The organism is Actinomadura sp. NPDC048394 (assembly GCF_040651755.1).
Taxonomy (GTDB): Bacteria; Actinomycetota; Actinomycetes; order Streptosporangiales; family Streptosporangiaceae; genus Spirillospora; species Spirillospora montaniterrae.
Map to the genome: position 1 here is coordinate 69,533 of NZ_JBEZJL010000029.1, position 16,273 is coordinate 85,805.

19 protein-coding genes are annotated in these 16,273 nt (G+C 71.4%); 9 read left to right on the forward strand and 10 right to left on the reverse strand.

Annotated elements, in window-relative coordinates:
• Nucleotides 1-216 precede the first annotated feature (216 nt).
• The 4 genes from AB0C78_RS22365 (at nucleotide 217) to AB0C78_RS22380 (ending at nucleotide 3,298) form a co-directional block, all read left to right on the forward strand.
• The gene (locus AB0C78_RS22365; RefSeq protein WP_360750818.1) at nucleotides 217-438 is read left to right on the forward strand and encodes a hypothetical protein; all 222 of its coding nucleotides are present in this window, start codon (nucleotides 217-219) and stop codon (nucleotides 436-438) included.
• 19 nt (nucleotides 439-457) lie between these two features.
• On the forward strand, nucleotides 458-1,306 hold the full coding sequence (locus tag AB0C78_RS22370; protein ID WP_360750820.1) for a universal stress protein: 849 nt from the start codon (nucleotides 458-460) through the stop codon (nucleotides 1,304-1,306).
• A 111-nt stretch (nucleotides 1,307-1,417) separates the two neighbouring features.
• The gene (locus AB0C78_RS22375) at nucleotides 1,418-2,557 is read left to right on the forward strand and encodes a site-2 protease family protein (RefSeq protein WP_360750822.1); all 1,140 of its coding nucleotides are present in this window, start codon (nucleotides 1,418-1,420) and stop codon (nucleotides 2,555-2,557) included.
• A 39-nt stretch (nucleotides 2,558-2,596) separates the two neighbouring features.
• Nucleotides 2,597-3,298 carry a nicotinate phosphoribosyltransferase gene (locus AB0C78_RS22380; RefSeq protein ID WP_360750824.1) on the forward strand — a complete coding sequence of 234 codons (702 nt, stop codon included), beginning with the start codon at nucleotides 2,597-2,599 and terminating at the stop codon, nucleotides 3,296-3,298.
• A gap of 197 nt (nucleotides 3,299-3,495) precedes the next feature.
• On the opposite strand, the gene AB0C78_RS22385 is transcribed toward AB0C78_RS22380, so the two are convergent.
• Nucleotides 3,496-4,386: a hypothetical protein gene (locus AB0C78_RS22385; protein WP_360750826.1), complete on the reverse strand. Its 891-nt coding sequence runs from the start codon at nucleotides 4,384-4,386 to the stop codon at nucleotides 3,496-3,498.
• 661 nt (nucleotides 4,387-5,047) lie between these two features.
• On the opposite strand from AB0C78_RS22385, the gene AB0C78_RS22390 reads away from it, so the two are divergent.
• Nucleotides 5,048-5,653, forward strand: coding sequence for a hypothetical protein (locus AB0C78_RS22390; protein WP_360750828.1), 606 nt, complete (start codon nucleotides 5,048-5,050; stop codon nucleotides 5,651-5,653).
• 22 nt (nucleotides 5,654-5,675) lie between these two features.
• Here the strand turns inward: AB0C78_RS22390 and AB0C78_RS22395 are convergent, their stop codons facing one another.
• The 3 genes from AB0C78_RS22395 to AB0C78_RS22405 all read right to left on the reverse strand — a co-directional run bounded on the left by AB0C78_RS22395 (nucleotide 5,676) and on the right by AB0C78_RS22405 (nucleotide 9,193).
• Nucleotides 5,676-6,269, reverse strand: a complete 594-nt coding sequence (locus AB0C78_RS22395) for a flavodoxin domain-containing protein (RefSeq protein ID WP_360750830.1) — start codon at nucleotides 6,267-6,269, stop codon at nucleotides 5,676-5,678.
• 83 nt (nucleotides 6,270-6,352) lie between these two features.
• A complete protein-coding gene (locus AB0C78_RS22400) occupies nucleotides 6,353-8,668 on the reverse strand; it encodes a heavy metal translocating P-type ATPase (protein WP_360750832.1) in 2,316 nt (771 codons plus the stop codon).
• Between the two features lie 243 nt (nucleotides 8,669-8,911).
• Nucleotides 8,912-9,193 (reverse strand): DUF1876 domain-containing protein, encoded by a 282-nt coding sequence (locus AB0C78_RS22405; protein ID WP_360750834.1) that lies wholly within the window; start codon nucleotides 9,191-9,193, stop codon nucleotides 8,912-8,914.
• Between the two features lie 246 nt (nucleotides 9,194-9,439).
• On the opposite strand from AB0C78_RS22405, the gene AB0C78_RS22410 reads away from it, so the two are divergent.
• Together AB0C78_RS22410 and AB0C78_RS22415 are read left to right on the forward strand one after the other, a co-directional pair.
• The gene (locus AB0C78_RS22410; protein ID WP_360750836.1) at nucleotides 9,440-9,862 is read left to right on the forward strand and encodes a hypothetical protein; all 423 of its coding nucleotides are present in this window, start codon (nucleotides 9,440-9,442) and stop codon (nucleotides 9,860-9,862) included.
• A 33-nt stretch (nucleotides 9,863-9,895) separates the two neighbouring features.
• The gene (locus AB0C78_RS22415) at nucleotides 9,896-10,501 is read left to right on the forward strand and encodes a CBS domain-containing protein (RefSeq protein ID WP_360750838.1); all 606 of its coding nucleotides are present in this window, start codon (nucleotides 9,896-9,898) and stop codon (nucleotides 10,499-10,501) included.
• Nucleotides 10,502-10,683: 182 nt separating this feature from the next.
• Here the strand turns inward: AB0C78_RS22415 and AB0C78_RS22420 are convergent, their stop codons facing one another.
• The 6 genes from AB0C78_RS22420 to AB0C78_RS22445 all read right to left on the reverse strand — a co-directional run bounded on the left by AB0C78_RS22420 (nucleotide 10,684) and on the right by AB0C78_RS22445 (nucleotide 14,605).
• A complete protein-coding gene (locus tag AB0C78_RS22420) occupies nucleotides 10,684-11,184 on the reverse strand; it encodes a Crp/Fnr family transcriptional regulator (RefSeq protein WP_360750840.1) in 501 nt (166 codons plus the stop codon).
• Nucleotides 11,185-11,302: 118 nt separating this feature from the next.
• Nucleotides 11,303-12,148: a universal stress protein gene (locus AB0C78_RS22425; protein ID WP_360750842.1), complete on the reverse strand. Its 846-nt coding sequence runs from the start codon at nucleotides 12,146-12,148 to the stop codon at nucleotides 11,303-11,305.
• 72 nt (nucleotides 12,149-12,220) lie between these two features.
• Nucleotides 12,221-12,634, reverse strand: a complete 414-nt coding sequence (locus tag AB0C78_RS22430; RefSeq protein WP_360750844.1) for an OsmC family protein — start codon at nucleotides 12,632-12,634, stop codon at nucleotides 12,221-12,223.
• Between the two features lie 127 nt (nucleotides 12,635-12,761).
• The gene (locus AB0C78_RS22435; protein WP_360750847.1) at nucleotides 12,762-13,625 is read right to left on the reverse strand and encodes a universal stress protein; all 864 of its coding nucleotides are present in this window, start codon (nucleotides 13,623-13,625) and stop codon (nucleotides 12,762-12,764) included.
• On the reverse strand, nucleotides 13,622-14,116 hold the full coding sequence (locus tag AB0C78_RS22440) for a flavodoxin domain-containing protein (RefSeq protein WP_360750849.1): 495 nt from the start codon (nucleotides 14,114-14,116) through the stop codon (nucleotides 13,622-13,624). The genes AB0C78_RS22435 and AB0C78_RS22440 overlap by 4 nt, the downstream gene beginning before the upstream one ends.
• 252 nt (nucleotides 14,117-14,368) lie before the next feature.
• Nucleotides 14,369-14,605 (reverse strand): DUF1918 domain-containing protein, encoded by a 237-nt coding sequence (locus AB0C78_RS22445; RefSeq protein WP_360750851.1) that lies wholly within the window; start codon nucleotides 14,603-14,605, stop codon nucleotides 14,369-14,371.
• A 251-nt stretch (nucleotides 14,606-14,856) separates the two neighbouring features.
• Between AB0C78_RS22445 and AB0C78_RS22450 the strand changes: the two genes are divergently transcribed.
• Both AB0C78_RS22450 and AB0C78_RS22455 read left to right on the forward strand, forming a co-directional pair.
• Nucleotides 14,857-15,651 carry an AAA family ATPase gene (locus AB0C78_RS22450; RefSeq protein ID WP_360750853.1) on the forward strand — a complete coding sequence of 265 codons (795 nt, stop codon included), beginning with the start codon at nucleotides 14,857-14,859 and terminating at the stop codon, nucleotides 15,649-15,651.
• A 97-nt stretch (nucleotides 15,652-15,748) separates the two neighbouring features.
• The gene (locus AB0C78_RS22455; RefSeq protein WP_360750855.1) at nucleotides 15,749-16,213 is read left to right on the forward strand and encodes a hypothetical protein; all 465 of its coding nucleotides are present in this window, start codon (nucleotides 15,749-15,751) and stop codon (nucleotides 16,211-16,213) included.
• The last annotated feature ends 60 nt before the right edge of the window (nucleotides 16,214-16,273 follow it).

A 16,273-nucleotide genomic window follows, 5' to 3' on the forward strand; every position in this document is an offset into this window, starting at 1 on the left:
CACAGGGGCGAAAGTCCCCCGTTCGTGAATCTGTCGTCGAGTAGGACCGCCGCCGTCTGCGCGGCCGTCGGGCCAACGGCCGAGGGCCTTGCCATATCGGGTCTGTCGGCGCCGTCGCCGGGACGAAGGTCCCTACAGGCAGGTGAACACCTGACGAACTCTTGAATAGGGAAGCGTGGCCGCCATCGGGTGCCACGGCCGGCCAGAGGAGCGGTCATGTCCAGGCAGATCACTTTCGAGTCCGCGGGCAGCTCCGTGATGGCCCTGGAGCATCGCGTCGCGGTCCTGGAGCGCCGCGTCGCCGCCTTGACCGAGGCGCTGCAGGTCATGGCCCAGGCGCTGGAGAGCACCGTTTCCGTCCCGGCGGGCGATGCGAAGGCGGCGGCGCTCCGGCAGGCCCGCGAACTGCTCCTGCCGGAGCTACCGAGTTCTCCATGACGTTTGTGAAGGAGCTCCAATGCCGGAAGAGCGAGAGTTCATCATCGTCGGAGCGGACGGCTCCGCTCCATCGAACCGTGCCATCGGCTGGGCGGCCGACGAAGCCGCGCGGACCGGCCGGAACCTGCGGATCGTCCACGTCGTGGGCACAGCCGCCCATGGCCTGCCGAACCAGGCCGGAAACGGCGTCCGGGCGCTCGTGGAGTCCTGGAATCCCATTCTGCGGACGGGGCGTGATCTCGCGCTGCGCCGCCGGCCGGAGCTCAAGGTCGAGGCCGATCTCATTCGCGACGGCAGCGCGTCCGCGGTCCTGAAGCGGTGCGCCGCCGGGGCCGCGGAGGTCGTGATCGGCCATCGCGGCCGCGGCGGCTTCGCCGAACTGCTGCTGGGCTCGACGGCGCTCCACCTCGCCGGCCGCCTGCCCGTCCCGCTGACCATCGTGCGAGGGCAGGACGTCGAACCGGTGGGCGAGGTCATCGTCGGCCTGGACCTGCTCGAGGATCCCGCGCCGCAGCTCGACCACGCGTTCGCCGCGGCGAAGGCGCGCGGTGCGCGGCTGCGGGCGCTCCACGCCTGGCGGCCGGCGCCGCTCGCCGTGGAGGCGGGCGTGGATCTGCAGACCGCGGCGAACACACTCCGGAGCCATCTCGCCGCGGCGCTGGCGCCCTGGCAGGACCGCTACCCGGAGGTCAAGGTCATCGAGGACGTCGACGTCGGGCACCCCGTGGCCGCGCTGGTCATGGCGTCCGCGCACGCCGACCTGGTGGTCGTCGGATCGCGCGGGCGCATCATGCCGATCGGCTCGGTCTCGCACGGGGTGATCCACCATGCCGACTGCTCAGTCGCCATCGTCCGCGCCCGCGGCTAACGGCGGTGGCCTCCGCCGTCTCATGGGCCCTTGCCCGCGTGAAGCGGGTCCTTCGGCCCTGCCCGCCAGCCGTCCGGCGAACGACGCTGGGAGCGTCACCGAGAGGTCGCCATGAAACAGACGTTCAAGCTCGGCACGATCGGAGGCGTCCCCGTCGGCCTGAACTGGTCCGCCGTCGTCACCGTGATCCTGATCGCCGACATCCTGGCCCAATCGATCCTGCCGTCCGCGCCCGCCGGAGCGCGGTGGCTGGCCGCGCTGGTCACGGCGGCGCTCTTCCTGGGCTCGCTGGCCGCGCACGAACTCGCCCACGCGGTGGTCGCCCGCCGGCACGGCGTCCGGGTGAACTCGATCACGCTGTGGATGCTCGGCGGCGTGGCCGAGCTGGAAGGCGAGCCTCCCAACTCGGGTGCAGACCTGCGCATCGCCGCGGTGGGGCCGGCGACGAGTGGCGCCATGGCTGCCGTCTTCACCGCCGCCTGGGCGGTGGCCGGCGCGTTCGGCGCATCGCCGCTCTCCACCGCGTCGCTCGCCTGGCTGGCGATCACGAACGGCGCCATCGCGCTCTTCAACCTCCTCCCGGGCGCCCCCCTGGACGGCGGCAGGATCCTGCGCGGGCTGCTGTGGCGCCGCCGCGGCGATCGGATCAGCGCCGCCCACGCCGCCGACCGCGCCGGGCTGGCGATGGGCCGCGCCATGATCGGCGGCGGCCTGGCCGCCCTGCTGATCGGCGGCTGGTTCGACGGGCTGTGGCTGGTCCTGGTCGGATGGTTCATCACCAGCTCGGCGAAGGCCGAGGACCGTTGGACCGACCTGCGCGAAGCCGCCGCCGACCGGCGGATCGCCGACATCATGACGCCCCATCCCGATCACGGATGGACCTGGCAACCGGCCGGCGCCTTCATCGAGACCGTCGCCCTGGCGTCACGCCAGAAGGTCTTCCCCGTCATCGACGCCGGCGGGGGTCCCGTCGGCGTCGTGACGGTGGAACGGCTCGCGCGCGTACCCGCCGGGGACGCCGACGTCACGCTCGGCACGCTCGCGGTGCCGCTGCAGGCCGGACGCATCGTCGGCCCCGACGAACCCGCGACCACGGTGCTTTCCTACCCGCCGTTCATGGGCGACCTCATCGCGGTGGTGGTCGCCGACCACCACCTGCTCGGAATCGTCACGACCGAGAACGTTCAGATGCTCATCCGCCGCAGCAGGCTGCGTCTCGCCATTCCGGCGGCCACGGGTCGAGCGGCATAAGCCCCGGTCAGGATGCTTCCCCAGGGAAGGGATGACGGCATGACCGGCGGGTTGTTCACCGACCTGTACGAGTTGACGATGGCGGCGAGCCATCTCGAGCACGGGATGACCGATCGCGCGACCTTCAGCCTGTTCGCCCGCGGCCTGCCCGCCGATCGCGGCTTCCTGGTCGCCTGCGGGCTGGCCGACTGCCTGTCGTTCCTCGAGTGCTACCGGTTCTCACCCGAGGACATCGACTACCTGGGACGGCGGCAGCGGTTCGGCACCGGTACGCTTCGGGCGCTGGAGGACCTGCGGTTCACAGGAGACGTGTGGGCGGTACCGGAGGGGCGCGTCGTCTTCGCCGGTGAACCCCTCCTGGAGATCACCGCACCGATCACCGAAGCGCAGGTGGTGGAGACGGTCCTGCTCAACCACGTCACCTTCCAGTCCTTGGTCGCCACCAAGGCCGTCCGCTGCGTCCAGGCGGCCGCCGGCGCAGAGGTGATCGACTTCTCCTCCCGCCGGACGCAGGGCGTCGACGCCGCCATGGCCGTCGCCCGGGCATCACACATCGCCGGTTTCGGGGGCACGAGCAACGTCGAGGCCGCACGCCGCTACGGCATCCCCGCGGTCGGGACGATGGCGCATTCCTACATCGAGGCGTTCTCCGATGAGGAACGCGCCTTCACGACCTTCACCGCCGACTTCCCCGACCGCTCGACCCTGCCGGTGGGCACCTACGACACCCTGGGGTACTGACGAAACTCTTTGATCAGCAACAATGTGAAGTCTCCGCTCTGCTGGATTCCACACCAAGCAAGATCATCTTCCACTAGTGTTGCGCCTCGGCCCCTTCACCACGAGCATCCGGCCACGCTCCCTCCACCCGACGGCACCCGGCCGCGGACGCCGGGGCGGTGCTCGAACGTCACCGGGACGGCGGCCCACTGATCCGTTTACGGGCACTGCAGAGTGACCGTGTTGCTCCAAAGTGTCTGGGTGAAGTCCCCTGATTGCACGCGGCCGTCGTTGGCGGAGAAGCTGAAGGTCTCACCCGACTGGCAGGGCACCGCGAGGTCGAAGGCCATCTTGCCGGCGCCGTCCGCAATGGTCAGCCGGAATATCTCGTTCGCCTGGCCATCGATGATTTCCACGGCTCGGATGTGCACCTGTGCGTTCGGGACGAAGCCCGAACCTGTCATCTTGTAGACCGTGCTCTGGCCGCTGCCGGTGCTCGTCACCTGTAAGGACGGCGCCTGAACGCCCGGAGTCGGTGGCGGTGGCGGTTGCGGCGGCGTCGATGGGTGGGGCGGCGGTGAGGTGGCGACGACCTTTTGCCAGACCCAAGCGCGCCCGTCGGGATCGACGGCGCATGCGACGAGGTCGGTGTAGTCGGCCGCGATCCGTTTCGCGGTGATGTTTCCCATGCGCTGCCGGGTCTGTCCGTCCTTCGTCGTCCAGATGGAGCCGTCCGCCGTGATCATCCACAGGTTCGCTGAACTCGCTGACCCCTTGGACAGGTCGGTGATCCCTTGGAAGGTGCTGGAGTTCGGTTCCCAGACACCGTTACTGATCATGAGCCTGCCGGGCCCGCCGAAGTCGGTCGTGGCCCACGCCGTCCCGGCGGAGTGCTCAGGGTCGTCGAAATCCGGTTGCGCGACCCCGGTCACGCCGCTGATGGTGATGAAGAGCGGGACCAGTTGCGGCGTCGAGGCGTCGTTGCGCTTGACGTAGTACCGCCCGTTCCTCGTCAACAGCCAGACCGACTGGTCGCCGGCGACGTCGACGTCCACGACGAAATCGTTCTGCGGCAGCAGGACGCGTGACCAGTTGGAGTTGCCGTGCATTGCCCAGGCCCTGCCCTCCCCGGTCCGCGCACCAGACGCTCATGTCCGGCGAGACGGCGACCCGGGCCAGGTCTCCGGGAGAGGCCACCTGCTCAAGCTCCTCCACGCCGAAGCGTGTTCGGTACAGGCCCCCGTCCCCCGGCCACCCAGTACGTGTAGTTCTTGATATTCGGATTGAAGCTGAAGGGATCGAGATTGACTTTACTGACGCCGACGTCCACTACATATGGAAGGGACGCTCCGGGAAGCCCGAACGGTTGCCAATCGAACTGATCCATGCGACCACCTCAATCCACACGCCCACTTCGCGGCATCTCCCCCTGCTTGTTCCCCTTGAAGGCAAGCGAGACGTAAATGCTTGGATGGCGGTCGACAGGAAGAGTCATGTCGATCCCAATGGATGCGCCCCGTGTGCATGGCCTGCGGCGAGCGGCGTCACGGCGAGATGTGCCGGTTGCCGAACTGTACCCGCTGCTGCGCCGCGCGACCGGTCCCGACGAGCGAGCCGTGAAGCCGCGCCCCTGGGAACCTTCGAGTAGAACCGCCAGCTTGGCCTGGCGACGCGCCCGTTATGCGGCACCCGGAGCTCTGGGTCGTTTCGTCACTGTGGGGCTAGGACTTTCGTCTGTACCCCCTGGACGGCGTCAGAACCGCCATACGCGTGGCCCGGCGGGCCGGCCTCCACCACCTGCCGGGCGTCCGGCTCGACTCCGGAGACCTCGGCGCGCTGGCGGTGGCGGCACGCCGCACCCTCGACCAAGCCGGCATGACGCAGACCCGGATCGTGGCCAGCGGCGGGCTCGACGAGTACCGGATCGCGGAGATCGCAGCAGGCGGCGCTCCCATCGACACCTACGGAGTGGGTACCAGGATGGGGGTCTCCGCCGATGCGCCCTTCCTCGACAGCGCTTACAAGCTCGTCTCCTACGGCGACCGGCACGTGATGAAGCTGTCCGCCGGCAAGGCCACCGCACCTGGCGCCAAGCAGGTGTACCGCAGGCCGCAGGGCGACATCATCTCCCTCCGGGACGAGCCGGCGCCCCCGGGCACCGAGCCGCTGCTCGTCCCGGTGATGCGGGGCGGACGGACGACCGTCTCCGAGCCCTTCTCCACCATCCGGGACCGGCTCGCCGGGGAACTCGCGGCATTACCCGGGCAGATCACCCGGCTGCGGGCACCGGAGACCGGCGCCGTCCGGCTCAGCAGCTCGCTCCGGCGAGCCCGCGACCGGCTTCGCGAGGAACTGGTCGCCCGCCGGGTCCGGTGAAACGATCGCGAATCGGATCCGCTCAGGAGCCGGGTCGGCTCTTGTGCGCCTTTGTGTTCCGCTGGTTACCGGCGATGTGATCGGACTGCGAAGGAACGGGGCCGTTCCGGAGAGATCGGAGCGCGTCAGCCACACCGGCTGCGTATGCGTCCACGAGAGCCCAATCGCGGTAGTCGCCGTACCTGCATCCCATCGCCCTGAACAGCACTCGGCCCGTACGCGGTAAGTGCTCGGCGGCGATGACGCCCGAGAACAGCTCGTGATCGCGTGCGTCGATATCGGTGAGCGGCCCCGCCAGCACCGCGGACGCCTCTTTACCGGCGAAGGCCCGCCAGGGGCCGCGCAGCGCGGCGGGCATGCCGACGCTGAACAACCACACGGGGCGCCGGCTGAGCACCCCCCGGCTTCGCGAGACGAAGTCGATCGCCTCGGGCAGCCACGCTCGGCTGTGGATCGCGCTTCCGAGGACGAACGCCTCATGGTGCCCCACCTCGCCGGCCTCGGCCATCGGGCGGATCGTCACCTGCACGCCCCGATCGGCGAGCACGCTCGCGATCCGCTCGGCGATGCTCCTGGTCGACCCGTGAACGCTCGCGTACCCGACGAGAACGCTCATGTCCTCACCTCCCGTCGCGTCCTCCCAGGCTCGTTTGTCAAGCCCGAGGAGACCAGAGGCGTAGGTCCCTCATCGAGGAGGCGTCACCGTGGAGTCGGGGCGGGCTCGTCGGCGAGCACGAAGTAGTTCTCCTCTTCCTGCGCGAAGTGCAGCCGCAGGACCGCGTGCAGCTCCTGGATCGTCGCGCGGAGGTCGACGGCCGTGCCCGCGGAGTCCGGTCTGTCGCGCAGCTCGGCGGAGAGCAGGCCGATGCGGCGGGTCAGGTCGGCGATCTCGGTGTGGCCTCGGCTCATGACGCCGGTCGGGTCCGATCCGCCCAGCGCGCGGGCCACGGCGGGATAGAGCTGGTCCTCGTCCCGGCGCTCATGGTCGGCGATGTCCCGCAGGAGCCCGCCGACGGTGTCGAGCGCCGCGTCGCGCGTCTGGCGGTCCGTCCCGGCGATCTTCTCGGCGAGGTCGGGAAGCCGGTCGATGCGGGGCCGCAGCGCGCGGTGCTCGTCGTCGAGCCGGCGAACCAGTTCCGCTTCGTCGCCGCGCAGCCGGGGCGTGCTGTCGCGTCCGGGGCCGAGCGCACGCAGGGCCCCGAGGATCGCCGCGAGGTCGATGCCCTCCTGCAGAAGCGCACCGACCGCCGGCGCGAGGAAGCCGAACGCGGCAGCGAGCATGGCCACCAGTGACAGGCCCATTCCGAGCAGGGCGCTCTGGCGGGCGATCGAGCGGGTCCGCCGGGCGATCGCGAGCGTCTCGGCCAGCCGCTCCAGGCGGTCGACCGTGATCACGACGTCGGCGGTCTCGGAGGCGGCCGTCGCGCCGCGGGCGCCGAGCGCGACGCCCACGCCGGCCGCCGCCAGCGCCGGGGCGTCGTTGACGCCGTCGCCGACCATGACCGTGGCCGCACGGGCGGTCTCGGCCCGCGCGATCTCGACCTTGCCCGCGGGGCTCTGTCCCGCGTGGACGCCGTCGGCGCCCACCAGCTCGGCGATCGGCTCAGCGACGGCCGGCCGGTCGCCGGTCACCATCACCGTCCGCTCGATCCCGGCCCTGCGCAGCAGCCGGAAGGTGCGGGCCGCGTCGGGGCGCACCGTGTCGCGCAGCAGCAGGACCCCCGCCAGCCGCCCGTCCACGCCGACGAACACGGTGATCATGCCGCGCGCCGCGGCCCTGGCACGCATCCGCTCGACCCATGCCGGGTCGCCCTCTCCTGCCCAGTCGGCCTTTCCGACGCTCACCTCGCGCCCGGAGACCGTCCCGCGCGCCCCCTTGCCTGGCTCCTCCGTCACTTCCGACGGTGTGCCGAGCGGCAACCCGCGCTCGCGGGCCGCGCGGACGATCGCGGTCGCCAGCACGTGCGGCGATACCTGATCGAGGGAGGCCGCCGCCCCCAGTACGTCCTGAGTGCTTTTCCCTGGGACGGCGGCCACCTCGGTGAGGGCGGGGTGCCCGGCCGTGACCGTGCCGGTCTTGTCGAACAGCAGCACCCGGGCCTCGGCGAGGCGTTCCAGCGCGCCGCCGCCCTTCACGACCACTCCCCTGCGCGCGCAGCGCGACAGGCCGGAGACGAAGGCGATCGGCGCGGCCAGGATGAGGGGACATGGGGTCGCCACCACCAGCACGGCCACGGCGCGGACCGGGTCCCGGGCCGCCCACCAGGCCGCCCCCGCGAGCACCAGCGTCGCTGGCAGGAAGAACGCGGCATAGCGGTCGGCGAGCCGGACGAACGGGGAGTTCTCCGCCGCGGCCTCACGGGCCAGCCGGACGATCCCCGCGTAGGTGCTGGAGCGGCTGTCGGTGGTCGCGCGCAACCCGAACGGGCTTCCGGAGTTGACGGCTCCGCTGCGCACGCCGTCGCCCTCGGCGTGCTCCACCGGGACGGGCTCGCCGGTCAGCGTCGACTCGTCCAGGACCGCGGGCCCCTGCTCCACCTGCCCGTCCACCGGGACGACCTCGCCCGGCCGGACGAGGAGCCTGTCCCCAGGGCGGACCTGATCTACGGCGACGGTCTCCAGCCCGTCCGCGCCACGGCGGTGGGCGACGCGCGGCGCCATCGACAGCAACGCCCCCAGATCCCGGCGGGCGCGGCGTCCGGCGCGCTCCTCCAGCAGGCGGCCACCCGTGATCATCACCGCGATCACGGCGCCCGCCAAGGGCTCGCCGACGGCGAGCGTGCCCGCCAGAGCGAGCAGAGCGATCACGTCGCTGCCGAACCTGCGGTGCAGCAGCCCGTCCAGCACCCACCAACCCGCGGGGACGGCGACGACGACGGTGACCAGCGCCCACGCGACGTCACCGGAGCCGGGGAGCCCCGCCCAGCGCAGGACCGCTCCCGTGACCAGCCCCACGGCGGCGGCAATGAAGAGGATCTCGGACACGCGCTGCCGGAGCCCGCCGATGACGTCCATCCGCCCTCCCACGATCCACGACGTGCGCGGCGGCCGGCGTCCAGTGCCGCCACCAGCCGCAGCACGGCGAGCACGGCCACGAGGACGATCGCGCCCCACAGAACGGTGTTCAGGGACGCTTCGAGCCAGGGGGCCGCCGCGGTGCCCGCCGTGGCGACGGCGGGCACGCGAGACGCGGCCGCCTGCGTGGCCCGGCCGGCACGCCCTTATGTCCGGTCCGGGATGTTCCCGTGGCCTGGTTTCTCATGCCGGACCCGCGAGTTCGGCGATGTCCTCGCTCGCGATTCCCTGCAGCCGGTCGGCGAGATCCGCCAGGGCTCGGGCGACGGCCAGCTCGTCGCCGATCTCCGGAATTCGGCGGTCGGCCGGGTTGCGGCGGGCGTGCCCGTGCCCGGTGGTCTTCTGCTGACGGCCGCTGAACAGCACCGCACGCACGTCGGTGTCGGTGGCGTCCTCGCTGATGTAGAGCTCCACACTCCACTGTTTGGTCTCCATGGTGAACCTCCTCACCTGGATCGCGTCCATCTCCATCCTCGGCACCGGCCTGCCGATGTCCCAGGGGCGAACGTCCCTAGCCCGGACGACCAACGACCCGTCGCCGACGAGCCATGGAACGGCCTCGGCTACCGCATCCCGGGGTTCTCCGCGGCGCCGGCGGCACGGCCCTGGCCCTTGCCGGCGGGCCGAAGGTCCCGTGAAGGATGCGTCTTCCGCCTCTGCTTCGGCGGCAGGACGACGCCTGCACTGAGATCAGGAACCCCCGGTTCGGCCGTGCCGCAGGACACGCGCAAGGACAGGTCATGTCTATCAGCAGTTCCCTGGTCCACGCGTTCGCCGCGCTCTTGGCGCTCACCCCCTGGACCCGACCCCCACCCCGACGACCCGCACGCCGCCGACAACGACCCCGCCCACGACTCCCCCCACCACGCCCGTCCCGACGACCCCGGAGCCGACAACACCGGAGCCGACAACACCGACGCCCACCCCGCGGGTGTCGATCTCCCCGTCGATGGTGCCGGTGGGCGGCGCCCAGGTCACGATCTCGGCGTTCTGCCCGCAGGGCACCCCGAAGGCCAGCGTCCTCGCGACCTGCTCAAGGTGCTCTTGCGCCCCGACCCGGACATCCGCCGGGAGATCATCGAGCAGGTCTTCACGAACCACCCGGGAGTCCCGTCCGACCTCACCGACTACTGAAAGTCGTCGAAGGATCGCCGAGAGGAGACACTCATGCTGGTCCGCGAAGCAATGACCGCGCCCGCGGTGGCGATCGCGCCGTCGGCCACCGTCCGCCAGGCCATGAGGGTACTGCTCGAACACGACGTGACGGCCTTGCCCGTTGCCGACCGAACGGGCCGGCTGCTCGGAATCGTCAGCGAGATGGATCTGCTGCTCGGCGCGTTCGAGGCCGACCCCCGCGCGTTCGCCCGGCCGCCGAGCGGTGGGCCGAGCGCACCGGAGCCCCGCACCGTCGAGCAGGTCATGACGCGCGATGTCCGCACGGCGCGCCCCACCACCGACGTCGCCGAACTGGCGGAGATGATGCCGCGGACGAGGATCAAGAGCGTCCCCGTCGTCGACGGCCCCGCCATCGTCGGCGTCATCAGCCGCCGCGACCTCATCGCGGCTCTGGCCCGCAGCGACGCCCGCATCCGCGACGACGTCCTGGCTTCCATCGCCGCCTACGCTCCGGACGGAGGCCCGTGGGACGTCACCGTCGAAGACGGCGTCGTCCGGCTGACCGGGCGCGACGACGAGCAGGCCGAACGCATCGTCGAAGTGCTGGCCCGCACCGTCCCCGGCGCCACCCGCGTCCTGATCAGCCCATCCCCATAACGGCCCCAGCTGTTGACGTCATCCGGCTCGACGTCAGCGCCGTCGGCCCGCAGGCGGTTTCGGCGCTCACGCAGCTGGACTGGATCTTCTTGGCGGCCCGATACGGCAGTGGCCCGCCATGCGGTCAACGCACCACTCGTCCCCTCCTGCCGGCGGCGCGCTGCCTTTTGGTGCGACCGAGCTCACGCGTCCGTGCTTCGGGGCTCAGGCCGCCCTTTGCTCGGTACAAAGCCGGAAGAAGGCTCCAGGAGCCGGGTCCGTGCTGTTTGGAGCCGGTGGGCCATGACCTCCGCGAAGCGTCGGGTCAGCTCGTGGCCGAGCGACGGATCGACGGCGCACAGGGTCCGGACCAGCCGCCCGTCGAACTCGATGGCTTCGACGGGCGTGCTCGCCACCGCTCCGAACCGCCACCGGTACGGCGGGAACATCCATGACCACCCGACGACCGAGCCGGGGCCCAGCGTGTCGATGGCGACCGAGCCGCCGTCGGGCAGCCGCGAGTCGAGATCGATCGTCCCGTCGCGGATGAGCCAGAACAGCTCCGCCGGTTCGGGCTCGGTCGCCAAACGCCGGCCCGGCGGGAACCCAGCGGGCCGAGCGGCGGGCGCCAGCCGGCTGAGATCGGTACCGCGCATGCCGCTCAGGAAAGGCTCGCGCGCCAGTTCCCCCGTGACCATGGCCATGAATGCTCCCCCCATCCTCTTCATCGGTCGGCGACGGCCTGGCTCGCCAAGGCCGTGAAGGGGCTCGGACATCACCGGGCCGACCCGATCGGCTCTCGGACGTCTGTCCTCGGCTCGTTCACTCGTCGGCGTGGGGGACGACCGCCACGGTGCATGCGGCGTGCTGGAGCAGCGCGTGGCTCGTCGCGCCCAGCGTCAAGGGCTGCACGGTGCCCGTTCCGCGCTGGCCGACCACCGCCAGCGAGGCGCTCTCGGCGGCTTCGAAGAGGGCATCACGAGGCGGCTTCAGCACCAGCTCGGTCACGGCTTCGACATACGGGTACTTCACCCGCCACGGCGCGACGGCCCGCTCCAGCACCGAGCCGCACACGTGACGCAGCTTGTCCTCGTTCTCGAACAGCGACAGGTCCCCGTCCGGGGCCGCACCGGGCTCCCAGCAGCCGTAGACCGCGCGCAGCTCCCAGCCGCGCAGTGCCGCCTGCTCGAAGCCGAACGCCAGCGCCGCGTCCGCCGACCGCGACCCGTCGACGCCCACGACCACGCGGCCGTCCGGGGCGCCGGCGTTCCTGACGACCACGACGGGGCGGCGTGCCCGCGCGGGCAGCTGCAGCGCGGTCGACCCGATGGGCAGCTCACCTGTTTCGTGGGAGCCGACCACGATCAGGTCGGCGTCCTCGCTCTCGTGCAGCAACGCGGGGTAGACGCTCCCGTCCATCAGGCGCTTGCGCACCTGCAGCCCGGGCGCCATCTCGCGCGCGAGCTCCACGCCGCTGTCGAGCAGGTGCTCGCCCATGCGCCTGATGATCCCGACGCCTTCGTAGTCGATGTAGGTGATCGGGTACGGCCAGCGCCAGACGTGGCAGACGGTCAGCGGAACGCGCCGCATGCGCGCCTCGTCCACCGCCCATCGCAAGGCCCGCTCGCTGCCGGTACCACCGTCATAACCGACGAGCACGTCACTCATGTCTCCTCCATGCGATCTGCCGATACCGCGGCTGCGGCTCAAGCGGTGGGACGGACGCCGTGATCCGCCGGCTCAGGCCGCCGGCATGACGCCGAGCACGTCCAGGTCGACCCGCGGCGGGTCGAGGATCGAGTTGTGCACGGTGCAGCTGGCCACGGCGGCCTCCAGGCCCCTCAGCGCCTCCGCCGGAAGGTCGGTCGGGGGACGCAGGCGAAGGCGGATCCGCGCGACGCGCGCCGGGACACCGGCGTTCATGGCGAAGTCGGCCGTGATCTCCAGCCCGGTGGCCGGGAGCGCGCGACCCGCCAGGTACCGGCGGGCGTAGTGCGCCGCGCACGCCGCCACGGATGACACGAACAGCTCGACCGGTGTGGGGCCCTCGTCCATACCGCCCGAGGTGTACGGCTGATCCACGTCGATCACGTGGTCCCGGATGAGCACGGCGAAGGCGTCGTTCTCACGGTGGACGACCCTGATCTCCTGCATTGGAAGGTCGCCTCCCTCGTTGGTTTCGTCGTTTGCCCTTCACCTACAGCCTCACCAGGGACGACACCGGGTATGAGTGCCGAAGGTCCCGCCTGGGCGGGCTGGAGGACCCGATGACTCCGGGCCGTCAGCCGGGAGCGACCACGGCGACCGGGCATCGGGCACGGTGCAGCATCGCGTGGCCGACGGACCCGAGCAGCAGCCCGGTGAATCCGCCGCGCCCTCGGGAGCCCACGACAAGCAGGTCCGCGTGCGCGGAGGCGCGCGCTAATGCCGGTGCCGCGCGGCCGTGGACGACCTCGGGAACCACATCGACATCGGGGAACTTCGCGCGCCATCCGGACAGGCACTCGCTGAGCACGCGCTCCTCGCCCTTCGCGACCATCTCAGGGTCATAGACCAGGGGCTGCATATCTCCGGGCCCCGTCGAGATCGGATGAGGCCAGGCGAGCACCGCATGCAAGCGGGCACCGCGGACGGAGGCCTCCTGGAAGGCGAATCCGACCGCTCCCGCGGAGGCCGGCGAACCGTCCACGCCGAGCGCGACCTCGCCGAATCCGTCGGACGGCGCATCGCGGACGACGACCGCCGGGCAGCGTGCGTGCGAGGCGACCTGGAACGCCACCGACCCCAGAAGCAACCCTCCGACACCGCCCCGGCCACTGGACCCGACCACGAGCATCAGCGCGTCACCGGCCCTGTCGACGAGCGTCTCGGCGGCCTGCCCGCCGATCTGCTCTCCGCTGACCTCCACGCCGGGTGCGCGTTCGGCCGCCCGGTCGACGGCGTATCCGACGATGTCCTCGCCGCCGTGCAGCAGCCATGCGCGCATCGCCCCTGCACGGGGATCGACGGGCACGTCGAACAGCCAGGGGGTGATGACGTACAGGATCCGCAATGGAGCGCCCCGGCGGACCGCTTCGGCTGCGGCCCAGTCCACGGCGCGCAGGCTCTGCTTCGATCCGTCGACCCCGACGACGATCCCGTTCATACGCTCACCGCCCGCAGGTCCTCGGCGATGGCGTCCGTCCAGGCGCGGACGTGGTCGCGGTCGCGGAAGTCGCCGCCCGCCCGCTGCGCGATCCTGGAGGCCACAAAGCCGCGGGCGCCGGGGTCGAGCCGGCCGCCGAACGTGGCGTGCCCGCGCGCTCCGACGCGGCGGGCGAACTTGGCCACGCCCGGCACCGGACCGATCTCCCCTTCCTCTGCCGAATGGTCGAGGGGCCCGCTGCTGAACAGCCACACCGGACGATCGGCCAGGGCGCCGGCGTGATGGCGGACGAAATGCCGCGCCTCCCGGTGCCAGCGCCCGCCGTAGAGGGCGCCGCCGAGGACGACGGCGTCGAAGCCATCGAGCGTCGTGACGTCCCCGGCCGGGCTGACCTGCGCGTCCACCCCGGTGCCCAGCAACTCGGCGCCGATCCACTCGGCGATCTCCGCGGTGCCCCCGCGCTCGGAGGCGTACGCCACCAGCACCTTCATCGTCTTCCTCCTCACCGCCCGCAATGGGCCTTCAGTACCTGCGGTAGGGCTTGTCGTCGGAGTCGTCGTGGCGCCCCGCACCGCGGTCGGCGAGGTAGAACAGGGCGACGAGGAACGTCACCCCGACGACCACCAGAATGATCATTGAAATGCCCAGCATGGGCGTGCCCGCCGACATCGCGATCACCTCGTTCCGCGATTCGCGACCGGCGCCGGCCGGCGGTCGGCGCCGGCGTGGACGCACGGCCTTGGTCAGCCGTGCGAGCCGCTCGGCGCGTGCTGCTCGATCACCGCGTCCGAAGCGGGGTAGTAGGTGCTCTCGTGACCGTCGTCCCACCGGACCACGTAGGGCGGCTCGCCGTCGTGGCCGAGCACGTCGAGGATCAGCGCCTTGCGGGTCGGCTCCCCCACCAGGTGGCCACGAACGATCACCCAGTCGCCCTTGCTCGCCTTCATGTCGCCTCCTTGATCGGCCCGTCGATCGGTCATCGCCGACACCTTCAGCCTGGTCACAGGCTGGTCCTGTGCGCAGGGGCCGAAGGTCCCGGCTTCATCGGTGCCTACGTCCCCGCCCGGTCGGCACGCAGGGCCCAACGTCCCGCGCCACACGGGACCTACGCGCATACCCGCGGCCGACGATCACGGAGAGGCTGGAATCCCGGGATCCGTCCCCCACAGCCCACCACGCGGTTCGCCGACGTCGCCGGCTACGAGGGCGTCAGCAGGAGATCAGCGAGTCGGTGTACTTCCTGCGCACGCCCGACCGGCACGCGGCCGCCGGTGCCAAGCCTCCGCGCGGCGTCATCATGGTGGGCCCACCCGGCACCGGGAAGACCCTGTTCGCGTGGGCCGTCGCGAGTGAGGCCGAGGTACCGTTCCTGTCGGTCACCGGGTCCTCGTTCATGGAGATGTTCGTCGGCGTGGGCGCGTCCCGACTCCCTGACCTGTTCGCCCAGGCCCGCAAGCGCGGCGCCACGGTGCCCGGCGGTGGGCACGAGGAACGCGAGCAGACCCTCAACCAGCTCCTCGCCGACCTGGACCGCACCGCGCGCGGCACAGCCGGCCTCTCCGGCGCCGACCTGGCCGGCCTGGTCAACGTGGCCGCCCTCAACTCGGTGCGGAACGGCCGCGTCACCATCACCGCACGCGACCTCGACGCCACCGCGAGCGGGTCATGCTCGGGCGCCGCGACGCCTCCAACGCCCTGCTGCCCGAGAAACGCCGGTCGGTCGCCGTCCGCGAATCAGGGCACGCGCTTCTCGCGGCGCTGTGCGAACACGCAGATCGCCACCCGGATGGTCCGCGAGCTCGGCCTCTCCCCCGCCCTGGGACCGGTCGGCTGCAGCACCGGATCGACCGGCTTCCTGGGCGACGCCCCGGACGCGGCGCGTCCGCCGTACTCCGAAGCCACCCAGCGGCTGATCGACGAGGAGGTCGCGTGCATCGACGGGAGCGCGGTCCTGGACGCCCTTCGCACGGAGCTTCTGAAGAGCGACGCCGCCCGCGCGGATGCGCACCCGGCGACGGTTTCCTGAGGCCAAAGGTCGCGATAACCCCAGGCCGTACGCCTCTATATCCGTCCTCGAGGAACGGCTGCAATCGAGGTGAGAGCGAACGAGGGGGCGAGGAACCATGAACGCAGGCCGCGCCTGGGAGGCGGCGAGCACACCGCCGCGCCTTTCGCAGATCGTCATCCTCATCGGCGCACCCGAGGAGGTACGGCGCACCGGCGCCAAGGTGACCGCACCGGCGCGGCTGCTGCGTGCCTGGCGGCTGCTCACGATGCTCGACCGGGAGATGCACGCCGGTCCGTACAACGACGAGACGTGCCGCCGGGTCGGCCGGCTCTTCAACCGGGTGCGCGGCGAGGTTCTCGCATCGGTGTCGGCGCCGCTGGCCGAAGAGGTGCGCCACCTGATCCCCGCGCTGGACGAACATCCCAGGGCGGTGGACACCAGGCTCGCCTGCTCGGGCGCGCGGGGCTGGCTGGACAGCCTGGTGACCTCAATGCTCCTCCAGCTCGGAAGCCAGGCGGCGGGTGCACCGGCGGCGCCTCGGCACGCGCCGAGCATGCCTCGCCGAGACGCGAGCGGGTGATACCTCTGGTGCCGCAGTAATCCCGGACTTCCACGGGTGCACGGGGGACTTTCGTCCCTG

Excerpts from the sequence above, each read along its gene's own strand:
- AB0C78_RS22405 (WP_360750834.1), bottom strand. The coding sequence starts at position 9,193 with ATGGACGCGATCCAGGTGAGGAGGTTCACCATGGAGACCAAACAGTGG.
- AB0C78_RS22395 (WP_360750830.1), bottom strand. The coding sequence starts at position 6,269 with ATGAGCGTTCTCGTCGGGTACGCGAGCGTTCACGGGTCGACCAGGAGC.
- AB0C78_RS22445 (WP_360750851.1), bottom strand. The coding sequence starts at position 14,605 with ATGACCGATCGACGGGCCGATCAAGGAGGCGACATGAAGGCGAGCAAG.
- AB0C78_RS22375 (WP_360750822.1), top strand. The coding sequence starts at position 1,418 with ATGAAACAGACGTTCAAGCTCGGCACGATCGGAGGCGTCCCCGTCGGC.
- AB0C78_RS22430 (WP_360750844.1), bottom strand. The coding sequence starts at position 12,634 with ATGCAGGAGATCAGGGTCGTCCACCGTGAGAACGACGCCTTCGCCGTG.
- AB0C78_RS22385 (WP_360750826.1), bottom strand. The coding sequence starts at position 4,386 with ATGCACGGCAACTCCAACTGGTCACGCGTCCTGCTGCCGCAGAACGAT.
- AB0C78_RS22425 (WP_360750842.1), bottom strand. The coding sequence starts at position 12,148 with ATGAGTGACGTGCTCGTCGGTTATGACGGTGGTACCGGCAGCGAGCGG.
- AB0C78_RS22365 (WP_360750818.1), top strand. The coding sequence starts at position 217 with ATGTCCAGGCAGATCACTTTCGAGTCCGCGGGCAGCTCCGTGATGGCC.
- AB0C78_RS22440 (WP_360750849.1), bottom strand. The coding sequence starts at position 14,116 with ATGAAGGTGCTGGTGGCGTACGCCTCCGAGCGCGGGGGCACCGCGGAG.
- AB0C78_RS22455 (WP_360750855.1), top strand. The coding sequence starts at position 15,749 with ATGAACGCAGGCCGCGCCTGGGAGGCGGCGAGCACACCGCCGCGCCTT.
- AB0C78_RS22400 (WP_360750832.1), bottom strand. The coding sequence starts at position 8,668 with ATGGACGTCATCGGCGGGCTCCGGCAGCGCGTGTCCGAGATCCTCTTC.
- AB0C78_RS22415 (WP_360750838.1), top strand. The coding sequence starts at position 9,896 with ATGCTGGTCCGCGAAGCAATGACCGCGCCCGCGGTGGCGATCGCGCCG.
- AB0C78_RS22435 (WP_360750847.1), bottom strand. The coding sequence starts at position 13,625 with ATGAACGGGATCGTCGTCGGGGTCGACGGATCGAAGCAGAGCCTGCGC.
- AB0C78_RS22370 (WP_360750820.1), top strand. The coding sequence starts at position 458 with ATGCCGGAAGAGCGAGAGTTCATCATCGTCGGAGCGGACGGCTCCGCT.
- AB0C78_RS22380 (WP_360750824.1), top strand. The coding sequence starts at position 2,597 with ATGACCGGCGGGTTGTTCACCGACCTGTACGAGTTGACGATGGCGGCG.
- AB0C78_RS22420 (WP_360750840.1), bottom strand. The coding sequence starts at position 11,184 with ATGGCCATGGTCACGGGGGAACTGGCGCGCGAGCCTTTCCTGAGCGGC.